The organism is Streptomyces melanogenes, from assembly GCF_014649795.1.
GTDB lineage: Bacteria > Actinomycetota > Actinomycetes > Streptomycetales > Streptomycetaceae > Streptomyces > Streptomyces noboritoensis.
In genome coordinates this window covers 378,711-400,733 of sequence record NZ_BMTS01000006.1, presented here as the reverse complement: position 1 = coordinate 400,733, position 22,023 = coordinate 378,711, and the positions used below count along the sequence as shown (strand labels likewise).

The 22,023-nt window shown below is 71.1% G+C and carries 19 protein-coding genes; 10 read left to right on the top strand and 9 right to left on the bottom strand.

Features of this window, described 5'->3' with window-relative positions; genetic code table 11:
- Nucleotides 1–7 precede the first annotated feature (7 nt).
- Entirely contained in the window at nucleotides 8–2,419 is a 2,412-nt protein-coding gene (gene lon, locus IE252_RS16450; RefSeq protein ID WP_190090126.1) for an endopeptidase La, read from the bottom strand.
- Between the two features lie 165 nt (nucleotides 2,420–2,584).
- Here lon and IE252_RS16445 point away from each other — a divergent pair, with 165 nt between their 5' ends.
- Both IE252_RS16445 and IE252_RS16440 read left to right on the top strand, forming a co-directional pair.
- Nucleotides 2,585–3,241 carry a GNAT family N-acetyltransferase gene (locus IE252_RS16445; RefSeq protein ID WP_190090125.1) on the top strand — a complete coding sequence of 219 codons (657 nt, stop codon included), beginning with the start codon at nucleotides 2,585–2,587 and terminating at the stop codon, nucleotides 3,239–3,241.
- Nucleotides 3,238–3,783 (top strand): hypothetical protein, encoded by a 546-nt coding sequence (locus IE252_RS16440; RefSeq protein ID WP_190090124.1) that lies wholly within the window; start codon nucleotides 3,238–3,240, stop codon nucleotides 3,781–3,783. The genes IE252_RS16445 and IE252_RS16440 overlap by 4 nt, the downstream gene beginning before the upstream one ends.
- Here IE252_RS16440 and IE252_RS16435 read toward each other — a convergent pair.
- The gene (locus tag IE252_RS16435) at nucleotides 3,742–4,578 is read right to left on the bottom strand and encodes a rhomboid-like protein (RefSeq protein ID WP_190090123.1); all 837 of its coding nucleotides are present in this window, start codon (nucleotides 4,576–4,578) and stop codon (nucleotides 3,742–3,744) included. The two genes, IE252_RS16440 and IE252_RS16435, sit on opposite strands and share 42 nt — an antisense overlap.
- 212 nt (nucleotides 4,579–4,790) lie before the next feature.
- On the opposite strand from IE252_RS16435, the gene IE252_RS16430 reads away from it, so the two are divergent.
- The 4 genes from IE252_RS16430 (at nucleotide 4,791) to IE252_RS16415 (ending at nucleotide 11,517) form a co-directional block, all read left to right on the top strand.
- Complete coding sequence (locus tag IE252_RS16430; protein WP_190090122.1) at nucleotides 4,791–5,477, top strand: spermidine synthase family protein; 687 nt, start codon at nucleotides 4,791–4,793, stop codon at nucleotides 5,475–5,477.
- Between the two features lie 84 nt (nucleotides 5,478–5,561).
- Nucleotides 5,562–6,299, top strand: coding sequence for a response regulator transcription factor (locus IE252_RS16425; RefSeq protein WP_067163879.1), 738 nt, complete (start codon nucleotides 5,562–5,564; stop codon nucleotides 6,297–6,299).
- Nucleotides 6,296–7,456 carry a HAMP domain-containing sensor histidine kinase gene (locus IE252_RS16420; protein WP_229848430.1) on the top strand — a complete coding sequence of 387 codons (1,161 nt, stop codon included), beginning with the start codon at nucleotides 6,296–6,298 and terminating at the stop codon, nucleotides 7,454–7,456. The genes IE252_RS16425 and IE252_RS16420 overlap by 4 nt, the downstream gene beginning before the upstream one ends.
- 260 nt (nucleotides 7,457–7,716) lie before the next feature.
- A complete protein-coding gene (locus IE252_RS16415) occupies nucleotides 7,717–11,517 on the top strand; it encodes a multifunctional oxoglutarate decarboxylase/oxoglutarate dehydrogenase thiamine pyrophosphate-binding subunit/dihydrolipoyllysine-residue succinyltransferase subunit (protein ID WP_190090121.1) in 3,801 nt (1,266 codons plus the stop codon).
- Between the two features lie 86 nt (nucleotides 11,518–11,603).
- On the opposite strand, the gene IE252_RS16410 is transcribed toward IE252_RS16415, so the two are convergent.
- Together IE252_RS16410 and IE252_RS16405 are read right to left on the bottom strand one after the other, a co-directional pair.
- Nucleotides 11,604–11,816, bottom strand: a complete 213-nt coding sequence (locus IE252_RS16410) for a DUF6191 domain-containing protein (protein ID WP_190090120.1) — start codon at nucleotides 11,814–11,816, stop codon at nucleotides 11,604–11,606.
- A gap of 80 nt (nucleotides 11,817–11,896) precedes the next feature.
- A complete protein-coding gene (locus tag IE252_RS16405; protein ID WP_190090119.1) occupies nucleotides 11,897–12,592 on the bottom strand; it encodes a hemerythrin domain-containing protein in 696 nt (231 codons plus the stop codon).
- Nucleotides 12,593–12,929: 337 nt separating this feature from the next.
- Between IE252_RS16405 and IE252_RS16400 the strand changes: the two genes are divergently transcribed.
- Nucleotides 12,930–13,631: a gamma-glutamyl-gamma-aminobutyrate hydrolase family protein gene (locus tag IE252_RS16400; protein WP_229848428.1), complete on the top strand. Its 702-nt coding sequence runs from the start codon at nucleotides 12,930–12,932 to the stop codon at nucleotides 13,629–13,631.
- Nucleotides 13,632–13,836: 205 nt separating this feature from the next.
- Here IE252_RS16400 and IE252_RS16395 read toward each other — a convergent pair whose 3' ends face one another.
- Nucleotides 13,837–14,298, bottom strand: coding sequence for a carboxymuconolactone decarboxylase family protein (locus IE252_RS16395; protein WP_190090118.1), 462 nt, complete (start codon nucleotides 14,296–14,298; stop codon nucleotides 13,837–13,839).
- A 572-nt stretch (nucleotides 14,299–14,870) separates the two neighbouring features.
- Here IE252_RS16395 and IE252_RS16390 point away from each other — a divergent pair.
- The 3 genes from IE252_RS16390 (at nucleotide 14,871) to IE252_RS43960 (ending at nucleotide 16,857) form a co-directional block, all read left to right on the top strand.
- A complete protein-coding gene (locus IE252_RS16390) occupies nucleotides 14,871–15,716 on the top strand; it encodes an AfsR/SARP family transcriptional regulator (RefSeq protein WP_190090117.1) in 846 nt (281 codons plus the stop codon).
- 91 nt (nucleotides 15,717–15,807) lie between these two features.
- A complete protein-coding gene (locus IE252_RS16385) occupies nucleotides 15,808–16,629 on the top strand; it encodes an AfsR/SARP family transcriptional regulator (RefSeq protein ID WP_190090116.1) in 822 nt (273 codons plus the stop codon).
- A gap of 93 nt (nucleotides 16,630–16,722) precedes the next feature.
- Nucleotides 16,723–16,857, top strand: a complete 135-nt coding sequence (locus IE252_RS43960; protein WP_257583886.1) for a hypothetical protein — start codon at nucleotides 16,723–16,725, stop codon at nucleotides 16,855–16,857.
- An 82-nt stretch (nucleotides 16,858–16,939) separates the two neighbouring features.
- On the opposite strand, the gene IE252_RS16380 is transcribed toward IE252_RS43960, so the two are convergent.
- The 4 genes from IE252_RS16380 to IE252_RS16365 form a co-directional block, all read right to left on the bottom strand.
- Entirely contained in the window at nucleotides 16,940–18,406 is a 1,467-nt protein-coding gene (locus IE252_RS16380) for an FAD-dependent monooxygenase (protein WP_190090115.1), read from the bottom strand.
- Between the two features lie 73 nt (nucleotides 18,407–18,479).
- Nucleotides 18,480–19,466: an alpha/beta fold hydrolase gene (locus tag IE252_RS16375; protein ID WP_190090114.1), complete on the bottom strand. Its 987-nt coding sequence runs from the start codon at nucleotides 19,464–19,466 to the stop codon at nucleotides 18,480–18,482.
- A gap of 98 nt (nucleotides 19,467–19,564) precedes the next feature.
- Nucleotides 19,565–20,401, bottom strand: a complete 837-nt coding sequence (locus IE252_RS16370; RefSeq protein WP_190090113.1) for an SDR family oxidoreductase — start codon at nucleotides 20,399–20,401, stop codon at nucleotides 19,565–19,567.
- Between the two features lie 110 nt (nucleotides 20,402–20,511).
- Entirely contained in the window at nucleotides 20,512–21,999 is a 1,488-nt protein-coding gene (locus tag IE252_RS16365) for an FAD-dependent monooxygenase (protein ID WP_190090112.1), read from the bottom strand.
- Nucleotides 22,000–22,023 lie beyond the last annotated feature (24 nt).

Below are 22,023 nucleotides of genomic sequence, written 5' to 3'. Positions count from 1 at the left end.
CGGCTGCTTACGCAGCCAGCGGCACCGGAACCTCCGCCGGGGCCAGGGCGATCTCCAGGACCTGGCGGACGTCGCTGACCGGGTGGACCTCCAGCTTCTCCAGGACCTCCGCGGGGACGTCGTCCAGGTCCGGCTCGTTGCGCTTGGGGATCACCACCGTGGTGATGCCCGCCCGGTGCGCGGCCAGCAGCTTCTGCTTCAGGCCGCCGATCGGCAGCACCCGGCCGGTCAGCGACACCTCACCGGTCATCGCCACGTCCGTGCGCACCAGACGGCCGCTGAGCAGCGAGGACAGGGCGGTCACCAGCGTGATGCCCGCGCTCGGGCCGTCCTTGGGGACCGCGCCCGCCGGGAAGTGGACGTGCACGCCCCGGTCCTTGAGGTCGGCGACCGGCAGCTCCAGCTCGGCGCCGTGCGAGCGCAGGAAGCTCAGCGCGATCTGCGCCGACTCCTTCATCACGTCGCCCAGCTGGCCGGTGAGCGTCAGCCCCGCCGCGCCCGTCTCCGGGTCGGCCAGCGACGCCTCGACGAACAGGACGTCGCCGCCCGCCCCGGTCACCGCGAGGCCGGTGGCCACGCCGGGCACCGAGGTGCGCCGCTCCGCCGGGTCCTGGGCGGACTCGGGCACGTGGTGCGGGCGCCCGATGAGCCCGCGCAGGTCGTCGGGCGTGACCGTGAAGGGCAGCGCGCGCTCGCCGGTCTCGTGCTGGGCCGCCACCTTGCGCAGCAGCCGGGCGAGCGAGCGCTCCAGGTTCCGCACGCCCGCCTCGCGGGTGTACTCCCCCGCCAGCCTGCGCAGCGCGCCCTCCTCCAGGACCACCTCGCCGGCGTCCAGCCCGGCCCGCTCCAACTGGCGCGGGAGCAGGTGGTCGCGGGCGATGACGACCTTCTCGTCCTCGGTGTAGCCGTCCAGGCGGACGAGCTCCATGCGGTCGAGCAGCGCCTCCGGGATGGCCTCCAGGACGTTGGCCGTGGCCAGGAAGACGACGTCGCTCAGATCGAGCTCGACCTCCAGGTAGTGGTCGCGGAACGTGTGGTTCTGCGCCGGGTCGAGGACTTCGAGCAGGGCCGCCGCCGGGTCGCCCCGGAAGTCGGAGCCGATCTTGTCGATCTCGTCGAGCAGCACCACCGGGTTCATCGACCCGGCCTCCTTGACGGCCCGGACGATCCGGCCGGGCAGCGCGCCCACGTACGTACGCCGGTGGCCGCGGATCTCGGCCTCGTCGCGGACGCCGCCGAGGGCGACGCGGACGAACTTGCGGCCCATGGCGTGGGCCACGCTCTCCGCGACGCTCGTCTTGCCCACGCCGGGCGGGCCGACGAGCGCGAGCACCGCGCCCCCGCGCCGCCCGCCGACCACGCCCAGGCCCCGGTCGGCCCGCCGCTTGCGGACCGCCAGGTACTCGGTGATGCGCTCCTTCACGTCCTCCAGGCCCGCGTGCTCGGCGTCCAGGACCGCGCGGGCGCCCGCGATGTCGTACACGTCCTCCGTGCGCTCCTGCCACGGCAGTTCCAGGACGGTGTCCAGCCAGGTGCGGATCCAGGAGCCCTCGGGGGACTGGTCGCTGGAGCGCTCCAGCTTCTCGACCTCCTTGAGGGCGGCCTCGCGGACCTTCTCGGGCAGGTCGGCGGCCTCCACCCGGGCCCGGTAGTCGTCGGACTCCTCACCCTCCGACTCGCCGTTGAGCTCGCGCAGCTCCTTGCGTACGGCGTCGAGCTGGCGGCGCAGCAGGAACTCGCGCTGCTGCTTGTCCACGCCCTCCTGCACGTCCTTGGCGATGGACTCGGCCACGTCCTGCTCGGCGAGGTGCTCGCGCAGGTGCTCGGTGGCGAGCTTGAGCCGGGCGACCGGGTCGGCGGTCTCCAGGAGCTCGACCTTCTGGGCGGTGGTGAGGAACGGCGAGTAGCCGGAGTTGTCGGCGAGGGCCGAGACGCCCTCGATCTGCTGGACGCGGTCGACGACCTGCCAGGCACCGCGCTTCTTCAGCCACTCGGTGGCGAGTGCCTTGTACTCCTTGACCAGTTCGGTGACCTGGCCGGGCAGGGGGTCGGGCACGGTCTCCTCGACCGTGGCGCCCTCCACCCACAGGGCTCCGCCGGGGCCGGTGGTGCCGGCGCCGATGCGCACCCGGGTCACGCCCCGGATGAGCGCGCCCGGGTCGCCGTCGGAGAGCCGGCCGACCTGCTCGACGGTGCCGAGGACGCCGGTCGCGGCGTAGGCCCCGTCGATGCGCGGGACGAGCAGCACCCGGGGCTTGCCCGCCGAGGGGCCGTCGGCCCGGACGGCCGCCTGGGCGGCTTCCACGGCGGCCCGCACCTCGGTGTCGGACAGGTCCAGTGGCACGACCATCCCGGGCAGCACGACCTCGTCGTCGAGCGGCAGCACAGGCAGGGTGAGCGGTGCGGACGAGTGAGCCATGATCTCCCCTTCGGCAGTCAAGTTGAGCTATGCCGACTCAATGCATGTGAGCCAGGGAATGTTCCCCAACGGGTGTTCGCTCTGAGCGATCACCTCTTGTAAGAGTCGCAGAACAGAAAGGACCATTACTCGCATCGCCATAACGGCATTACGGGAGGGACAGCCATGGAATCCGTACCGGAGCTCGTCGAGGCCTGGACCAAGGGGTGGGTCGTGTCGCGCGGCGCGGCGGCGCCGGTCGCCGAGCCGTGGGGCTGGACCATCGACGTCGGCCAGGTCAAGCAGGTCTCCCGGCACGTGCTGCCCGAGCCCGACGAGGCCTCGGTGCGCAAGCTGGTCGAGGCGACGACCGCGCCCGGCACCTGGCTGAAGCTCTTCGCCGAGGGCGACACGGTCCGGCCGTGGCTCGGCCCCGGCTGGCAGAGCGACGAGCCCGGCTTCCTGATGACGCTGCCGCTCGCCCCGGCCCCCGCCGAGGTCCCGGCCGGGTACACACTCACCCGCTGGACCACCGGCGGCGTGCTGCGCGTCCTGGTCCGCACCGAGGCGGGCCACTTCGCCGCGCGCGGCCAGATCGCCCCGACCGGCGCGACGGCCGTGGCCGACCAGATCGAGACCTCGCCCGAGCACCGGCGCCGCGGCCTCGGCGGCCTGGTCATGCGCACGCTCCAGAGCGGCGCGCACGCGACGGGCGCCACCACCGGCGTCCTGGTCGCCACCCCGGACGGCCAGGCGCTGTACGCATCGCTCGGCTGGACGACGCACTCGCCGATGGCGAGCCTGTACTTCGCTCCCACCGATCCGGCATCCTCGGCTGCATGAGCCACACGGGCAGGACCTGGACGACGACCGGAGCGCTGCTGCTCGTCACCTTGCTCGCGGCGACGGCCTGCGACTCCACGAGCTCCTCGGCGGACGGCGCCTCCAAGTCGCCCACCCCGGCGCCGAGCAGCACCCTGAGCGCGCAGACCCCGCCGCCCGGCACGCCGCCGCCGACCTCGCCGGGGAGCACCGCGCCCACACCGCCCGCCCAGCACGCGCAGCTGCTCAAGATGGTGGTGAGCGGCGGGTTCGCGGGGCTGCACAACGAGCTGGTGGTCAAGGAGGACGGCTCCTACACCTCGACGAGCCGGGACGGGAAGACCACCACCGGCACACTGGCGCCGGACGCCCTGGCCAAGCTCCGCACGGCCCTCAAGGACGCCGACTTTGCGCATCTGCCGCCGCGCCCGACCGGGCGCCCGATCGCCGACGCGCTGATGTACCAGTTCACGTACGGGGGACACGTCGTCCTGACCGACGACATCCACCAGGGCCCGGCGCTACGGAACGTACGAGCCAATCTGCCCGTCGGCTACCGCTGACGGCTCGTCGGTGCGCCCGGCGGCCCGGCGCCGGTCCGCCCGGCGCAGCACCGGCCAGCAGACGACGCCGACGAGCAGGGCGGTCGGATGGCCCCAACTGGCCAGCGGATCCACCATGTCCAGCAGGTCCTGGGTGAGCAGCACGGCCATCACGCCGAGCAGCGGCCACCGCAGCAGCGGCGGCAGCAGCCCGGCGAGCGCGCCGACGCTCGCCATCAGGCCGAAGCTGATGCCGTAGTCGAGGCGGTGCAGCGAGGAGTCCGGGAGCTGCCCGGCCATCACGGAGACACCCACCGGCACCTCGGTCACCAGCGTCGCCACCACGTGCCCGAGCAGGAACACCCCGGCCGTGCGCACCCCGCCGACGCGGCGCTCCAGGGCGGTGAGGATGAAGACGAAGCCGACGGCCCACGGCGAGGAGATGCCGCCCGCGATCCACAGCGCGCTGGCGAGCAGCACCAGCACGGGCGTGCGGCTGAGGTGCTGCACATCGGTACTGGAGCCTTCGAGCAGCGTGCGGACCGTGTCCGGGTCGCCCAACTCCGCGTACAGCGACGTGAGGAGCAGCAGCAGGGTGTACGCGAAGGTGAAGGGCGTGCCCGTCGGGGTCGGCACCAACTGCACGGCGCGGCGCAGCAGTCCGCGCACCTGCGGACCGACGGGCGTCCCGGCCGTCACAGGGGTCTTCGCGATGGCCCCGCCCTCCGGCGTCTCGTCTGCCGTCTCCCGAGCCGTCGGCCGCTGCCGCGGGATGCCGTTGAGCAGCCCCGCGTCCCGCGTCGTTCCAGGGTTCACCGGTGAGGCCCCTTCCACCGGGCGCCGCACACGCGCCCGGAACCACAAGCCGCGCCGGTGATCGTCCGGCCTTGATGCTTACGCTTGTACAACGCTCACCCTCTGCGAACGCTCCCCATCACGTCTATGACTTGTGCCACATTGGACAACCTTTGACGCAGGCCGCGCGTCGGCCTCCGAGCCGTTCGCTCCGCTTACGAGGAGGTCCTTCGATGCCCATCGCCGACCCGATCGCCGACCCGGTCGTACTCGACCGGCGCGAGGGGCCGTACGGAGAGGTCGTGCTCCGGCGGCGCGGCCCGCACTTCGAGATCATCGCCAACGGCACGTTCCTGATGGACACCTCCGACGGGCGCTCGGAGCGGCTGCTCGTGGACGCCGCGCACGACGCGCTGCCGGCCGGCCGCGAGCGGCCCTCGGTGCTCATCGGCGGGCTCGGCGTCGGCTTCTCGCTCGCGCACGCCGCCGCCGATCCCCGGTGGGGCCGGATCGCCGTGGTGGAACGCGAGTTGGCGGTCGTCGACTGGCACCGCTCGGGACCCCTGGCGCCGCTCTCCGCAGCCGCCCTGGCCGACCCGCGCACCGAGGTCCTGCACACCGATCTGGTCGCGTACGTGGCGAGCGCCCCGGACACCTTCGACGCGCTCTGCCTGGACATCGACAACGGGCCCGACTGGACCGTCACCGCGAGCAACGACAGCCTCTACTCCCCCACCGGCCTCGCGGCCTGTGGGGACCGGCTCACCCCCGGCGGAGTCCTCGCCGTGTGGTCCGCGCAGCCCTCCCCCGCCTTCGAGGAGGCTCTCCGTAATGCCGGATTCTCCGGGGTTAGGACCGAAGAGATCACAGTTGCCCGGGGCGTCCCCGACGTGGTCCATCTCGCCGTTCGCCCTGCGTAGCCGGGACGCGGCCGGTGCCTCTAGTCTCTGACGGACACAGGGGATCACCCCACGGATCCCCGGAAGCAATATCAGGGCGGGGCGATGGAGCAGGCACACACCACCCACAACGGCGTCGCGGCGACCCCCGGCGCCCAGCGCCGGGTGCTGGTCGTCGAGGACGACACGACGATCGTCGACGCCATCGCGGCACGGCTGAGGGCCGAGGGCTTCCAGGTGCAGACGGCGCTCGACGGCCCGGCGGCCGTGGACACGGCCGAGGCGTGGCAGCCGGACCTGATGGTCCTGGACATCATGCTGCCGGGCTTCGACGGCCTGGAGGTCTGCCGCCGGGTGCAGGCCCGCCGACCGGTCCCGGTGCTGATGCTGACGGCCCGCGACGACGAGACGGACATGCTGGTCGGTCTCGGCGTCGGCGCCGACGACTACATGACCAAGCCGTTCTCCATGCGGGAGCTGGCGGCCCGGGTGCACGTGCTGCTGCGCCGGGTCGAGCGGGCCACGCTCGCCGCGGCCACCCCGCGCACCGGGATCCTGCGCCTGGGCGAGCTGGAGATCGACCACGCGCAGCGCCGGGTCCGGGTGCGCGGCGAGGACGTGCACCTCACCCCGACCGAGTTCGACCTGCTGAGCTGCCTGGCCAACACCCCGCGTGCGGTCCTCTCCCGCGAACAGCTGCTCGCGGAGGTCTGGGACTGGGCGGACGCCTCGGGCACCCGGACCGTGGACAGCCACATCAAGGCGCTGCGCCGGAAGATCGGGGCCGAGCGCATCCGCACGGTCCACGGCGTGGGCTACGCGCTGGAGACCCCGGCGCCATGAGCCGGGCGGCGGCCGGGGCGGTGAACGGGCGGGCCCGGCGGAACGGGCCGCGCGCCGGAGTCCGCGACCGGGTGCGCGAGAAGCTCAGGGGCGGCCTGCGGGAGGTCTCGATCTCCATCAAGACGAAGCTGGGCACGCTGGTCGTGGTCTCGGTCTTCATCACCACCGGGCTGCTGATGGTCGCCGTGCAGACCCGCACCGAGCTGCGGTTCATCACCGTCTTCTCGGTGATAGCCACCCTGCTGATCACCCAGTTCGTGGCGCACGGCCTGACCGCGCCGCTGGACGAGATGAACACCGTCGCCCGGGCGATCTCGCACGGCGACTACACCCGCCGGGTGCGCGGCGACGGCCGCCGCGACGAGCTCGGCGACCTCGCCTCCACCATCAACCGCATGGCCGACGACCTGGAGGCCGTGGACCGCCACCGCAAGGAACTCGTGGCGAATGTCTCCCACGAGCTGCGCACCCCCATCGCGGCGCTGCGCGCGGTTCTGGAGAACGTGGTGGACGGCGTCTCGGCCGCCGACCCCGAGACGATGCGCACGGCCCTGAAGCAGACGGAGCGGCTGGGGCGCCTGGTGGAGACCCTGCTGGACCTGTCCCGGCTGGACAACGGTGTCGTACCGCTGCGGGCGCACCGCTTCGAGGTGTGGCCGTATCTGTCCGGGGTGCTCAAGGAGGCCAATCTGGCCGCCTCCCGGCGCGGCCTGTCCTCCGGCTCCGGCAACCACACCCGTACCGACGTCCACCTCCACCTGGACGTCTCGCCGCCCGAGCTGACCGCGCACGCGGACCGGGAGCGGCTGCACCAGGTGGTGGCCAACCTCATCGACAACGCGGTCAAGCACTCGCCGCCGCACGGCCGCGTCACCGTACGGGCCCGGCGCGGCCCGCAGCCCGAGTCGCTGGACCTGGAGGTCCTGGACGAGGGCCCGGGCATCCCGAAGTCCGAGTGGCACCGGGTCTTCGAGCGGTTCAACCGGGGCGACGCCTCGGCCCCGCACGGGCCCGGCAGCGACGGCGGTACGGGCCTGGGCCTGGCGATCGCCCGCTGGGCGGTGGATCTGCACGGCGGCCACATCGGCGTGGCCGAATCGTCGCGCGGATGCCGCATCCAGGTCACCCTTCCGGGGGCACCCCGGACGACGAATTGACGTAGGGTTCGAACCGGAAGCAGACGTTCTGCGTGTAGGTGGTCAGGGGATGCGGCTCCACCAGGGTCGCAACCGCGCTGTGGCGTACCCACTCGCCAGCCGAACCTGATCTGTTTCCCGCCAAATCCTGCCCTGAAACTCGCTTTCCGGTGTGACTTACGCGACTGTGGCACGCCCGGTCTGCACCTCCAGGCCAGGGAGGCGTAGCCTTTATTTCCGCTGTCCATCACCTTGTGAAGCGGAAGAGGGCGGTTGCCGCCGTGTCGTCTCAGTCCCCCAGTAATTCGAGCGTCTCGACCGACCAAGACGGGCAGGGCAAGAACCCTGCAGCCGGCTTCGGTGCCAATGAGTGGCTCGTCGACGAGATCTACCAGCAGTACCTCCAGGACCCCAATTCGGTCGACCGTGCCTGGTGGGACTTCTTCGCCGACTACAAGCCGGGTGCCTCCGGCACGGCGGACAAGCCTGTCGCGGGTGCCCCCGCCGCAGCCGCGGGGGCTGCGGTAGCCACCCCCGCCGCTCCCGCCACCCCGGCCCCGGTCACCCCGGCGCCCGCCGCCCAGGCTCCGGCCGCGCCCGCGCCGGCCCCCGCCGTCCAGGCCCCCGCCGCTCCGGCGCAGCCCGCCGCGGCCGCCCCGGCCCCGGCCGTGGCGAAGCCCGCGGCCAAGGCGGCCCCGGCGACCGAGGCCCCGGCCGGTCCGGAGTACGTCACGCTGCGCGGTCCCGCCGCCGCCGTGGCGAAGAACATGCACGCCTCCATCGACGTCCCGACGGCCACCTCGGTGCGCGCGGTCCCGGTGAAGCTGCTGTTCGACAACCGGATCGTGATCAACAACCACCTGAAGCGCGCCCGGGGCGGGAAGATCTCCTTCACCCACCTCATCGGGTACGCGATGGTGCAGGCCATCAAGGCCATGCCGTCGATGAACTACTCCTTCACGGAGAAGGACGGCAAGCCCACCCTGGTCAAGCCGGAGCACATCAACTTCGGTCTCGCCATCGACCTGGTGAAGCCCAACGGCGACCGCCAGCTGGTCGTCGCGGGCATCAAGAAGGCCGAGACGCTCAACTTCTTCGAGTTCTGGCAGGCGTACGAGGACATCGTCAAGCGGGCCCGCCAGGGCAAGCTGACGATGGACGACTTCTCCGGCGTCACGGTCTCGCTGACCAACCCGGGCGGCCTCGGCACCGTCCACTCCGTGCCGCGTCTGATGCCCGGACAGTCGGTCATCATGGGCGTCGGCTCGATGGACTACCCGGCCGAGTTCCAGGGCACCTCCCAGGACACCCTGAACAAGCTGGGCATCTCCAAGGTGATGACCCTCACCTCCACGTACGACCACCGGGTCATCCAGGGCGCCGCCTCCGGCGAGTTCCTGCGGATCGTCGCCAACCTGCTGCTCGGCGACGACGGCTTCTACGACGGCATCTTCGAGTCGCTGCGCATCCCCTACGAGCCGGTCCGCTGGCTCAAGGACATCGACGCCAGCCACGACGACGACGTCACCAAGGCCGCGCGCGTCTTCGAGCTGATCCACTCCTACCGGGTCCGCGGCCACGTCATGGCCGACACCGACCCGCTGGAGTACCGCCAGCGCAAGCACCCCGACCTGGACATCACCGAGCACGGGCTCACCCTGTGGGACCTGGAGCGCGAGTTCGCGGTCGGCGGTTTCGCGGGCAAGTCCCTGATGAAGCTGCGCGACGTCCTCGGCGTGCTGCGCGACTCGTACTGCCGCACCACCGGCATCGAGTTCATGCACATCCAGGACCCCAAGCAGCGCAAGTGGATCCAGGACCGCGTGGAGCGCCCGCACTCCAAGCCGGAGCGCGAGGAGCAGCTGCGGATCCTGCGCCGTCTGAACGCGGCGGAGGCGTTCGAGACGTTCCTGCAGACCAAGTACGTCGGCCAGAAGCGCTTCAGCCTCGAAGGCGGCGAGTCGGTCATCCCGCTGCTCGACGCGGTCATCGACAGCGCGGCCGAGTCGCGTCTGGACGAGGTCGTCATCGGCATGGCCCACCGCGGCCGCCTGAACGTCCTCGCCAACATCGTCGGCAAGTCGTACGCGCAGATCTTCCGGGAGTTCGAGGGCAACCTCGACCCGAAGTCGATGCACGGCTCCGGCGACGTCAAGTACCACCTGGGCGCCGAGGGCACCTTCACGGGCCTGGACGGCGAGCAGATCAAGGTCTCGCTGGTCGCCAACCCCTCGCACCTGGAGGCGGTGGACCCGGTCCTGGAGGGCGTCGTCCGCGCCAAGCAGGACGTCATCAACAAGGGCGGCACGGACTTCACGGTCCTGCCGGTCGCCCTGCACGGCGACGCGGCGTTCGCGGGCCAGGGCGTCGTCGCCGAGACCCTGAACATGTCGCAGCTGCGCGGCTACCGCACCGGCGGCACGGTCCACATCGTGATCAACAACCAGGTCGGCTTCACCGCCGCCCCGGAGTCGTCGCGCTCGTCGATGTACGCGACCGACGTGGCCCGCATGATCGAGGCCCCGATCATCCACGTGAACGGCGACGACCCGGAGGCCGTGGTCCGCGTGGCCCGCCTGGCCTTCGAGTTCCGCCAGACGTTCAACAAGGACGTCGTGATCGACCTCATCTGCTACCGCCGCCGCGGTCACAACGAGGGCGACAACCCGCAGTTCACCAACCCGCAGATGTACAACCTGATCGACAAGAAGCGCTCGGTGCGCAAGCTGTACACCGAGTCGCTGATCGGTCGCGGCGACATCACCCTGGAAGAAGCCGAGCAGGCGCTCCAGGACTTCCAGGGCCAGCTGGAGAAGGTCTTCGCCGAGGTCCGCGAGGCCACCTCGCAGGCGGGCGAGATCCAGTCCCCGGAGCCGCAGGCCGAGTTCCCGGCGGCGGTGACGACCGCGGTCTCCCAGGAGGTCGTGAAGCGCATCGCCGAGTCGCAGGTGAACATCCCGGAGCGGATCAAGGTCCACCCGCGTCTGATGCCGCAGCTGCAGCGCCGCGCCGCCTCCGTCGAGGACGGCACGATCGACTGGGGCATGGGCGAGACCCTGGCCATCGGCTCGCTGCTGATGGAGGGCACCCCGGTGCGCCTCTCCGGCCAGGACACCCGCCGCGGCACCTTCGGCCAGCGCCACGCGGTCCTGGTCGACCAGGAGACCGGCGAGGACTACACCCCGCTGATGTACCTCACCGAGGAGCAGGCGCGGTACAACGTCTACGACTCGCTGCTCTCCGAGTACGCGGCGATGGGCTTCGAGTACGGCTACTCGCTGGCCCGTCCCGAGTCCCTGGTGATGTGGGAGGCGCAGTTCGGCGACTTCGTCAACGGCGCGCAGACGGTGGTGGACGAGTTCATCTCCTCCGCCGAGCAGAAGTGGGCGCAGACGTCCGGCGTCACGCTGCTGCTGCCGCACGGCTACGAGGGCCAGGGCCCGGACCACTCGTCCGCGCGCCCCGAGCGCTTCCTGCAGATGTGCGCGCAGAACAACATGACGGTCGCCATGCCGACGCTCCCGTCGAACTACTTCCACCTCCTGCGCTGGCAGGTGCACAACCCGCACCACAAGCCGCTCATCGTCTTCACCCCGAAGTCGATGCTGCGTCTGAAGGCGGCGGCGTCGAAGGCGGAGGAGTTCACCACCGGCGGCTTCCGCCCGGTGATCGGTGACGAGTTCGTCGACCCGAACGCGGTCCGCAAGGTCGTCTTCTGCGCCGGCAAGGTCTACTACGACCTGAAGGCGGAGCGCGACAAGCGCGGCGCGACGGACACGGCGCTGATCCGTCTGGAGCGCCTGTACCCGCTGCCGGGTGCCGAGCTCCAGGCCGAGATCGCCAAGTTCCCGAACGCCGAGAAGTACCTGTGGGCCCAGGAGGAGCCGGCGAACCAGGGTGCCTGGCCGTTCATCGCGCTCAACCTGATCGACCACCTCGACCTCGCGGTCGGCGCGGACATCCCGCACGGCGAGCGCCTGCGCCGCATCTCGCGCCCGCACTCCTCGTCCCCCGCGGTGGGCTCGAAGAAGCGGCACGAGCAGGAGCAGGAGCAGCTGGTGTCGGAGGTCTTCGACGCGTAGTCGCCGGCCGCTGTGGCTGGAGTGGTACGGCCGGAGGGCCCGGTATCCCGTTCAAGAACGGGATACCGGGCCCTCCGGCGTACGTACTAGCTCTGCGGGTCGTCCGCGCCCTCACTCGCGTCCCCGTCCCGCACGGGCGGCGGGACCCGTATCACCACGGTCCCGCTCCCCAGGTCTATCGGCCCGCGTCCGGGATCCGCGTCGCCCACCTCGTCGAGGGTGATCTCCAGCCGCCGCTTCTCTTCCTCGGCATGCCGCTTGCCGGGCTGGAACAGCTCATTGAGCGCACTACCGAACACGAGCGGTCACCTCCGTCTGGGGTCTCCTGCCCGTACAACGCTGTGAGGCCGCTGAGCGATCCCGATCACGGGGACGGAGGTCAGTCCGACGCGAGGCCCAGCGCCTTCTTGCTGGCCACGTACATCTGGAGCAGCTCGGGGCGGTGGGAGCGGAAGGCGAGGGGGAAGCTGGCGATGAGTTCGTCGTAGCCCTCGGCCAGGTCCGGGTCCTCCAGGAGGCCGAAGACCAGGTGGCCGCCGGACTTGGGGCTGCCCTCGGTGATCGCGGTGCGGAGGCGGTCGATCTCCGCGCCGGGGACGCCGGGGAAGAGGTCGCGTACGACCGGCTCCTCGGTGTCGAGGTGGCCCGCCAGGATGTCGCGGACCTTGCGGGCGGCCGCCGTGCCGGCGTGCGCCGCCTCGGTCACCGCGGCGTCGCCGGCCTGCCCTCCCGCCTCGTTGGCCGCCGTCAGGAGCTCCACCGCCCGGCTCAGGCCGTGCAGTTCCCGGTCCAGCTCCGCGTGCTCCTCGTTGAGGGTGTCGAAGGACGCCACCGACTCGGGGTAGAGCCCGTGCAGCACGGGCCAGAAGAGCTCGTCCTCCGACTCGTGGTGGTGGTGCGTGAAGTCGATGAGCCACTGCGCGGTGTCGATGAGTTCCTTGACGCTGACCTGGTCGCCGTCGCCGAGGCGCTCGAATGCGTTCGCCACCAGTTCCGTTCCCCGGCGCAGGATCGCGTGGACGCCGAGAAACTCCTGATACATACGGGCGCCGGGGTTCTCTGTCGCGGCCGTCATGGTTGTCTCCCCCATTTATTTGACCGATGGACCGATGGACCGATCGATGAACCGATCACTTGTCGTGAGGGTACGCAAGAGCGTCGCACGCCCCATAGGGGTGTTCGACTGCGATCAGCTCGCAGTTGAACGCGCGCGATGACGACCCGCTTTCCTCCACAAAGCGGCGATGTCTCCACGATACCTATTTTGGGATTTCTTCCAAAGAGGCGTGCTCTATGTAATTCTTGATCCAAGCCTCCGTACCCGCTGCGGACAAGTGGAGCGCACCCGAGAAGCGCACTAGTAACGCTCTAGTGGAACTCGATTTCGCTGGAATTGGGAAGGACGACATTCTATGACTCGCCCCGTCGTGGCGGTGACCGCCGATCTGAGCACGGTGAACTGGAACATTTGGGGAGATGTTTCGGTGGCCCTGCTCCCTTGGGAGTACATGGAGAAGGTCCACCAGGCGGGTGGAGCGCCCGTTCTGGTACCGCCGATTCCCGAAGCGGTGGACGCCGTGATGGAACGGGCCGACGCCCTGCTGATGAGCGGCGGCGCCGATATCGACCCGGCCCTTTACGGCGCCGAGCGGGAGAAGTTCACGTTTCCCCCGCACAAGGCCCGGGACACCGCCGAGCTCGCCGCCCTGGCGATCGCCGAGCGGCGCGGGATTCCGGTGCTCGGCGTCTGCCGCGGCCTCCAGCTGATATCCATCATTCGCGGCGGCACCCTGGACCAGCACCTTCCCGAGCACTCCCCCGCCGTCCCCGGGAAGTACGAGCCGCGCGAGATCCAGGTGAAGCCGGATTCGCTGCTCGGCAGCGCCCTCGGACCGACCGCCACCGTCTACTGCCACCACCACCAGGGCATCGACAAGCTCGGCGCCGGGCTGGTCGCCACCGCCTGGTCGGACGACGGCGTCATCGAGGGCGCCGAGGCCGAGGACCCCTCGGCCCCCTTCCTCGCCGGGCTCCAGGCCCACGGCGAGCTGGGCACCGACACCCTCCCCCTCTTCGAGGCCTTCATCGAGGCCGCGAGGAAGAAGCAGAAGTAGCGAGGATGAGGGGCTGGGCGCGGTTCCCGCCGGGGGCCGCACCCAGCCCCTCCCTCCGTCCGGGACACAAAAGCCGTCCGGGACACAAAAGCGGCCCGGTCGCCGCAACGTCCTTGCGGTGACCGGGCCGCCCGCCGTCGAGCCGTCCGCCCGACCTGCCGGCCGTCGGGGGTGTCGGCCGGCACCAGCAGCTGTACGGGGGTGATCAGCTGTTGGGGTCGGCAACCTGGCCGATGGCCACGTGCAGACGGTTCCACAGGTTCGCGGTGGCGACCGAGAGGACGATCGCCGCGAGCTGCTGCTCGTTGAAGTGCTTGGCCGCGTCGTTCCACACCTCGTCCGAGACCGCGTCCTCGCGGTCGGAGAGACGGGTCACGGCCTCGGCGAGCGCCAGGGCGGCACGCTCGGCGTCCGTGAAGTACGGCGTGTTGCGCCAGGCGGCCACGGCGAACAGGCGCTCGTCCGAGGTCTCGCCCGCGGCCTTCGCCAGGCGCGGGTGGCGGTCGGCGTTGGCACCGTCGCCGTTGATCTGGCTGGCCCGCAGATGCAGCAGCTCCAGCAGCTTCACATCGACGCCGGGAACCTCCTTGCTGGCCTTTCCGAGGGCCACCAAAGCGTCAATGGCGCCGGGAACGACAAAAGCAGGGTGCTTCGCCCGAGCAGTCATGATTTGCTCTCCTCAAAAGATCTCACGTAAAACGCCGAACACTTCACACAGAAAAACGCGGGAACTGCGACGTCGGACGCCGACCGGCCCTGCCAGAACATCCACACCGGTCGGCTTCCTCCGTCACAGCTATGACGAAACGTGGCTCGTGAATGTGACGGGAGTCAGGTGTGACCCACGCCACATCTGGCGGTACGGGGCACCCGCGCACTGGGCGCTTACCTAAGGAAGACGTAAGATCCGGATCCCGGAGCACCACGGGAGCGGGATCGAAGCGGGAGCAGGATCCGGGCGGGGGCAGGGCGCAGGGCCGCGAAAATCCGCCACATCCGGCCGTTCTTTACCCAGAGTCGAGCGGCTTCAATCCGAGCAGAATTCGCGACTGCTACAGGATTTTGACAACGCGGTCAGGACTTTGACAGGTACGTCAGATCAGCCACAGGCGGTCTTGCCGCGGCGGGTGGGTTCGGGCACATGATCAAAGCGGGTTGCCGCCGAGGGCCTGCCAGCCGAGCGGACACTTCCGACCCGAATACCCTTACCCCCCGTATTTCCCGACTCTGGGGAGAAACATGGACATCGAAGTGCTGGGTGCACTGTCGGTGCGGAAGAACGGGTTATCCATCGCGCCCACTGCCCCGAAGCCGCGGCAGGTGCTGGCACTCCTCGCGCTGCACTCCGATCAGGTGGTGCCGCTCGCGACGCTGGCAGAGGAACTGTGGGACGACGCCCCGCCGCGCAGTGCCCGTACCACCGTGCAGACGTACGTGATGCAGCTCCGCGAGCTCATCGGCGAGGCGCTGGCCCGCCACGACGGCGAGCGGCGCACCGCCAAGGACGTCCTCGTCACCCTGCCCGGCGGCTACCGCCTGGAGACCGGGGGCGACGGCGAGGACGCCGAAGGGACCGCGGACTTCCGCGAGTTCGAGCGCCGCGCCACGGCCGGCCACCGAGCCATGGACGCCGGCGACCACACCGGGGCCGCCCGGCTGCTGCGCGAGGCGCTGGCCCTGTGGACCGGGTCCGCGCTCACCGGCGTCCACCAGGGCACCCGGCTGCGCACCGAGGCCGAGCGGCTGGAGGAGGCCCGGCTCGCCGCGCTCGACCGGCGCATCGAGGCCGATCTCCTCCTCGGCCGCCACCGCGAGCTGCTCTCCGAGCTGACCGTGCTGGTCAGCCGCCACCCCATGCACGAGGCGCTGCACGGCCAGTTCATGCTGGCGCTGCACCGCTCCGGGCGGCGCAGCGAGGCCCTCGACGCCTACCAGCGGCTGCGTGCGACCCTCGTCGCCCAGGCCGGTCTGGAGCCCTCGGCCGCGCTCGGCAGGCTCCAGATGGCCATCCTCGCGGCCCGGCCCGGCTCGCCGGTGCCCGACGGCGCCCCCGTCACCGAGCGGCTCGTCGCCCGCGCGAGCTGACCCGTACGCACGACCACTCCCCGGCGGCCTGGCCCCGGGGGGGAGACAACGATGTCCCGGCGCACCCCCGCCTTTTATCCGAGAGGAAGCCGTGAAAATTCAGGTCCTGGGCCCTTTGAGTGCCGAAGTGAACAGAGTCTCCGTCGTCCCCACGGCGGGCAAGCCCCGTCAGATCCTCGCGCTGCTCGCCCTGTACCCGGGGCGCGTCATCCCCGTACCCACGCTGATGGAGGAGATCTGGGGCACCGATCTGCCGCAGAGCGCGCTGACCACCCTGCAGACGTACATCCTCCAACTGCGGCGCCGGCTCGCCGGTGCCATGGGCCCTGACGCACAACTTTCGGCCAAGGATGTTCTGGCCACCCGCTACGGCGGCTATCTGCTCCAGATCCCGTCCGAGGCGGTCGACGTCCACGCGTACGAACAGCTGGCGGCGGAGGGTCAGTTGGCGTTCGACGAGGGGCACAACGAGCGGGCGGCGGAGTGCTTCCGGCGGGCGCTCGACCTGTGGGAGGGGCCCGCGCTGGTCGACGTGCGGGTCGGGCCGATCCTCGACATCGAGGTGATGCGCCTGGAGGAGAGCCGTCTGGTGGTCAGGGAGCGCCGCATCGACGCCGACTTACGCCTCGGCCGCCATGCCGAACTGACCGCCGAGCTCACCGATCTGATCGCCCGTCACCCCCAGCACGAGGGCCTGCACTCGCAGGCCATGGTGGCGCTCTACCGCTCCGGACGGCAGGCCACCGCGCTCGATCTGTACCGCAAGCTGCGCGGCCGGCTCATCGAGGAGCTGGGTGTGGAGCCCTCGCCTCAGCTCCAGCGGCTGCACCAGGCGATCCTCGCCGTCGACCCCCAGCTCGACGTCGTGGCGGGCCCCCGCCGCACCTCCACCTTCGATCTGTACGCGGCCTGATCCGAGCCCTGTGCAACGCGGCGGCTCGCCGTGCCGCCGCCGTACGGCCATGCTCGAACAGCCCGTGCTCGTATCCATGCGAAGGGGGAGCAGATGTACGAGAACAGGGAAGACCGGGAGGACCACGAGCTTCGGCCGGGTGACCTCGTCGCCGTCGCTCCTCCGCTCCGGCTGGCCGGGGCGGAGGAGGACGACGTCGAGCTGAACATCATTCGGGGGATCGACTGAGCGCACCGGACGAAAGACGCCCCCCGCCGGCAGGGGGCGCCTTCGTCTGTCCGGCCGTCGTGACGTGCGGCCGGACCTCCGGCTAGCCCTCCGTGCCGAACCAGCGCTCCAGCGCGTCGCGCAGCTTGCCGCCGTCGGGCGAGGCCCAGGCGACGTGGCCGTCGGGGCGCAGCAGTACGGCTTCGGGGTCGTCGCCGGTGACGTTGTCGGCCGGGATCCAGGTGCCGGTGACCACGTCGACACGGTCCGCCCAGCCCTCGGCGAGCTCGGCCGCCTCGCGCGAGTCGCCGGTGGTGATCAGGACGCCGCGCGCGCTGTGGAGCAGCTCCGCGATGCGGGTGGGGGTGCCGTCGGCGAGGTTCAGCTCGCGGTCGGGCGACAGGCGCAGCCCGAGCAGGGGGTGGCCGGTCGCGCCCACGTCGTAGCGCACGTCCAGACCGCTGACCTGTCCGGCCAGATGACGGGCCACGTCCGGGGACTCGACCAGCTCGCGCATCACCGCGCGCAGCGGCTCCATCTCGTCGCCGGTGAGGTAGAGGCGGGTCTGGGCGCGGGTGTTGCGCATCAGCTGCTCGCCGACCGGGTGCCGCTCGGACTGGAAGGTGTCGAGCAGGCCCTCGGGCGCCCAGCCGTTGATGGCCGCGGCCAGCTTCCAGCCCAGGTTCACCGCGTCCTGGACACCCACGCTCATGCCCTGCGCACCGGCCGGCATGTGGATGTGGGTGGCGTCCCCGACGAGGAAGACGCGGCCCTTGCGGTACTCGGACGCCTGGCGGGTGGTGTCGGTGAAGGCACTGATCCAGCGCACCTCGGCGCCGTGCAGGGACTCCCCCGTCATCCGCTCCCAGGCGTCCGCGACGACCTCGAAGGTGAGCTGGCTCTTGTCCTCGTGGGGACGCAGCTTCTCGTCGTGGATGACGATCCGGTCGACGCCGTTCTCCAGGTTGAACGCCATCACCATGCCGCCGGGCACCTGCTCCCCGATGGGCCGCTGGCGCACCCCGGCGCCGACCAGGTCGGCCATGTACATACCGCGGGTGGCGTCCCAGCCGGGGAAGTCGATCCCGGCGGTCTTGCGGACGACCGAGCGGGCCCCGTCACAGCCGACCACGTACTGGGCCTCGGCCTCGCCGGGACCGTCGGGGCCCTCGAAGGAGACGACCACGCCGTCCTCGGTCTCGCGGAAGCCGGTCACCTCGTGGTTGCGGTGGACCTTCACGCCGAGCTCGGCGAGCCAGCCCTCCAGGATCTCCTCGGTACGGAACTGGGGCACGCCCCGCACACTGAAGTGGTTGTCGTCCAGCTTGGAGAAGTCGATGCGCACCCCGCCGAAGTGGCCCTGGGCCCATTCGACGTCGCCGAACCTGGCGAGCAGTCCGCGCTGGTCGAAGACCTCGGCGGCGCGGCGGGTGAAGCCGACGCCGCGGGACTCGCCGCTCGGCGCGGGCAGCCGGTCGTAGACGGCGACGTCCGCGCCGCCGAGCTTGAGCTCACCGGCGAGCATCAACCCGACCGGTCCGGCTCCGACGATGATTGCGCCCTGAGTCATGTCACACTCCTCGTGCAGATGTTGAACAGGCCTTGGGACGAGTGCCGTTGACCGGCTGCCCGGGTGGGTCCGGTCAGGCGAGGAACTTCAGCAGTTCACGGCTGAGCAGCTCGGGCTGCTCCTCGGGGATGTAGTGGATCGACTTGTCCGCGCACACCACGCGGACGTCCGTCGCCAGCGTCGGCAGCACCTGCCGGAACTGGTCGTACGTGAGCTGTGAGGCGACGCCGAGCACGGGCGCGGTCACCTTGCCGTAGGTCTTCAGGTCCGCGATGTCCTGGTGGGCGGCCTGGTACCAGGCGGTGCCCGCCCGGACGGCGTCCGGCGAGTCGTACGCGTGCGCGTACACCGCGCGGTCGAAGTCGGGGACGAGGCCCTGGTCGGGCAGGGAGTTGGCGAAGAGCCAGTCGACGATGTGCCGCATCCGGCCGGCCGCCAGCTGCGCGGGCAGGCCCTGCACCTGGTTGAACGCCCACCACCAGAGGTTGAAGCCCTTGCCGGGCCGGGGCAGCAGCGGGATGTCGTACTGGGTCTCGTCGACGTGCAGGGTGTCGACGAGGGTGAGCCTGCGGATGGCCGCCGGGTGGTTGGCGGCGAAGCTGAACGCCACCATCGCGCCCATGTCGTGGCCGACGACGTCGACCCGGCTGTGGCCGAGCGAGCGCACCAGCTCGTGGACGTCGCGGGCCATGTTCTTCTTGTCGTAGCCGCCCTGCGGCTTGTCGGAGCCGCCCATGCCGCGGATGTCGACCGCGATGACGCGGTGGCTGCGGGCCAGCTCCGGCATGACGTGCCGCCAGGCCCACCAGGTCTGCGGCCAGCCCGCGAGCAGGACCACCGGTGCACCGGAACCCCCGGTGACGTAGTGCAGCCGTACGCCGTTGACGTGCGCGTAGCGGCTGTGGAAACCGCCGGAGATGGACCTGGCCAGCGCGGCGTCGCTCGGGACGCGGCGCCGCGCGGTGGCGGCGGCGGGCTCGGCCGTGGCGACACCGCCGGCCATCGCGAGGGCGGCGGACCCGGCGCCCAGGCCGATCATCTTTCTACGGTCCAGCGACATGCTTCGTCCTACCTGTCATACGTGTGCCTACATGGGGGGAATGCCAGTGCCTGTGGGGGATGGCGGATTTCGGGTCGGCCGCCAGGCGCAGGGGGCTGTCAGCCGCGGAACGGACCCGCATACTCCTGGGCCCACTCGGTGAACGGCCGGGCGGGGTGGCCGGTCAGCTTCTCGACGTCGCCGGTGAGCGGGACCGGGGCGGAGCTGGCCGCCCAGAGGGCGAGCAGCGCGTCCGCGATGTCGCCCGGCATGAAGTCGGGCTTGTTCGCCCGCCACACGGCCGGGGGCACCTCGGTGACCGGGATGGACCGGCCCGCGGCGGCCTCGATGGCCGCGATGTGCTGGGTGAAGGTGAGCGCCTCGGGGCCGGTGAGGTGGTACGAACGGCCGCGCAGGGACGGGTCGGTGAGCACCGCGAGGGCGGCCTCGGCGACGTCGCGCTCGTTGACCGGGTCGGCGTAGCTGTTCGGGTACGGCAGGCCGACCGTGCCGCGCGCCTTGAGCTGCCAGGCCCACGGCATGGCGTTGCTGGCGAGGGCGCCGCAGTTCAGCGGGGTCGAGGTGATCGAGGAGGCGGCGAGCGCCTGCTCGACGGCTAGGTGGGGGGCGGCGATCGGGTTCACTGCGGCGTCGGGGCGCAGTACCGCGTCGGCGGACATGACGACGACGTGCTCGACACCGGCCTCCTCGGCCCGCTGGACGAACTCGCCGATGGCGGAGGCCTCGCAGTACAGGAAGACCGAGGTCACCCCGGCGAGCGCGGCCGGGAAGTCGGCGGGCTCGTCGAGCGCCAGCTTCACGGACTCGACGCCCTCGGGCAGCGTCAGCTTCTCCGGGCTGCGCGAGCCGGCGCGGACGGCGACGCCCCTGGCGCGCAGGAGCCGCACGAGGTGCGAACCGACTTTGCCGCTGCTGCCGGTGACGAGGACGGTCATGGTGGATTCCCTTTCGGATGTGGCTGTGCGGGGGTACGGCCGGGGCCTGTCCGGCGGGTAGGAGCCGGACAGGCCCTGGGCAGGGTGGCGGCTGGTTGCGGAGTCAGCTTCTAAGCGGCCACTTGAGCCGCGCCGAACCACCGCTCAAGCGCGTCGCGGAGCTTGCCGCCGTCGGGCGCGGCCCACACGACGTGTCCGTCGGGGCGCACCAGAACGGCCTCGGGGTCCTGGCCGGCGGCGGTGTCCGAGGGGACCCAGCTGCCGGTGACCACGTCGACGCGGTCGGTCCAGCCCTCGGCGAGCTCGGCGGCCTCGCGCGAGTCGCCGGTGGTGATCAGGACGCCGTGCCCGGCGTGCAGCAGCTCGGCGACCCGCTTGCGGCCGCCGTCGGCGAGCTCGACCTCGCGGCCCGGGGCCAGGCGCAGCCCGAGCAGCGGGTGGCCGCTGCCGTCGGTGTCGACGTCGTACCGTACGTCCAGACCGCTGACCAGGCCGGCGAGGTGGCGGGCGGCGTCCGGGATCTGCACCAGCTCGCGCAGCACCGCGCGCAGCGGCTCCATCTCCTCGCCGCTGAGGTAGATCAGCGACTGGGCGAGCGTGTTGCGCAGCAACTGCTGGCCGATGGGGTGCCGTTCGGAGTGGTAGGTGTCGAGCAGCCCGTCGGGCGCCTGGCCCTTGATGGCGGCGGCCAGCTTCCAGCCGAGGTTGACGGCGTCCTGGATGCCGACGCTGACGCCCTGCGCGCCGAGCGGGGCGTGGTCGTGGGCGGAGTCGCCGGCGAGGAAGACGCGGCCCTTGCGATAGTCCGTGGCCTGGCCGGTGTAGTTGGTCAGCGCGCACATCCAGCGGGCGCTGGCGCCGTGGATGTCCTCGCCGGTCATGCGCTCCCAGGCGTCCGCGAGCTCGGAGAACTTCAGCTCGCCCTCGCCGTGGTGCGGGCGCACGCCCGGCTCGTGGATGACGATGCGGTCGATGCCCGGCTCCAGGGTCACCGAGAGGACCATGCCGCCGCCCTCGATGCGCTCGCCGATGGGGCGCATCCGCAGCCCGGCGCCGACCACGTCGGCCAGGTACATGCCGCGGGTGGCGGGCTCGCCCGGGAAGTCGATGCCGGCCAGGCGACGGATGGTGGAACGGCCGCCGTCGGTGCCGACCAGGTACTGGGCCGCCTCCTCGCCGGGGCCGTCGGGGCCCTCGTACTCGACGACGACGCCGTCCTCGGTCTCCCGGTAGCCGGTGACCTCGTAACCGCGGCGCACGGTGACGCCGAGCTCCTCGACCCACTTGCCGAGGGTGTCCTCGGTACGGGACTGGGCCAGGCCCATGATGCCGTAGTGGCTCTCGTCGAGCTCGTCGAAGTTGATGCGGACGCCGCCGAAGTGGCCCTGCTTGCCCCAGCGGAACTCACCGAGCCTGCTCAACAGACCGCGCTGGTCGAGGACTTCGGCGGTACGGCCGGTGAATCCGAGACCGCGCGACTCTCCGCTGGGAGCCGGCAGCTTGTCGTAGAGGGCGACCTCCACACCGGCAAGGCGGAGTTCGCCGGCGAGCATCAGTCCGACCGGACCGGCCCCGACAACAATTGCGCCCTGGGTCATATTCGCACTCCTCGTGCAGATGGA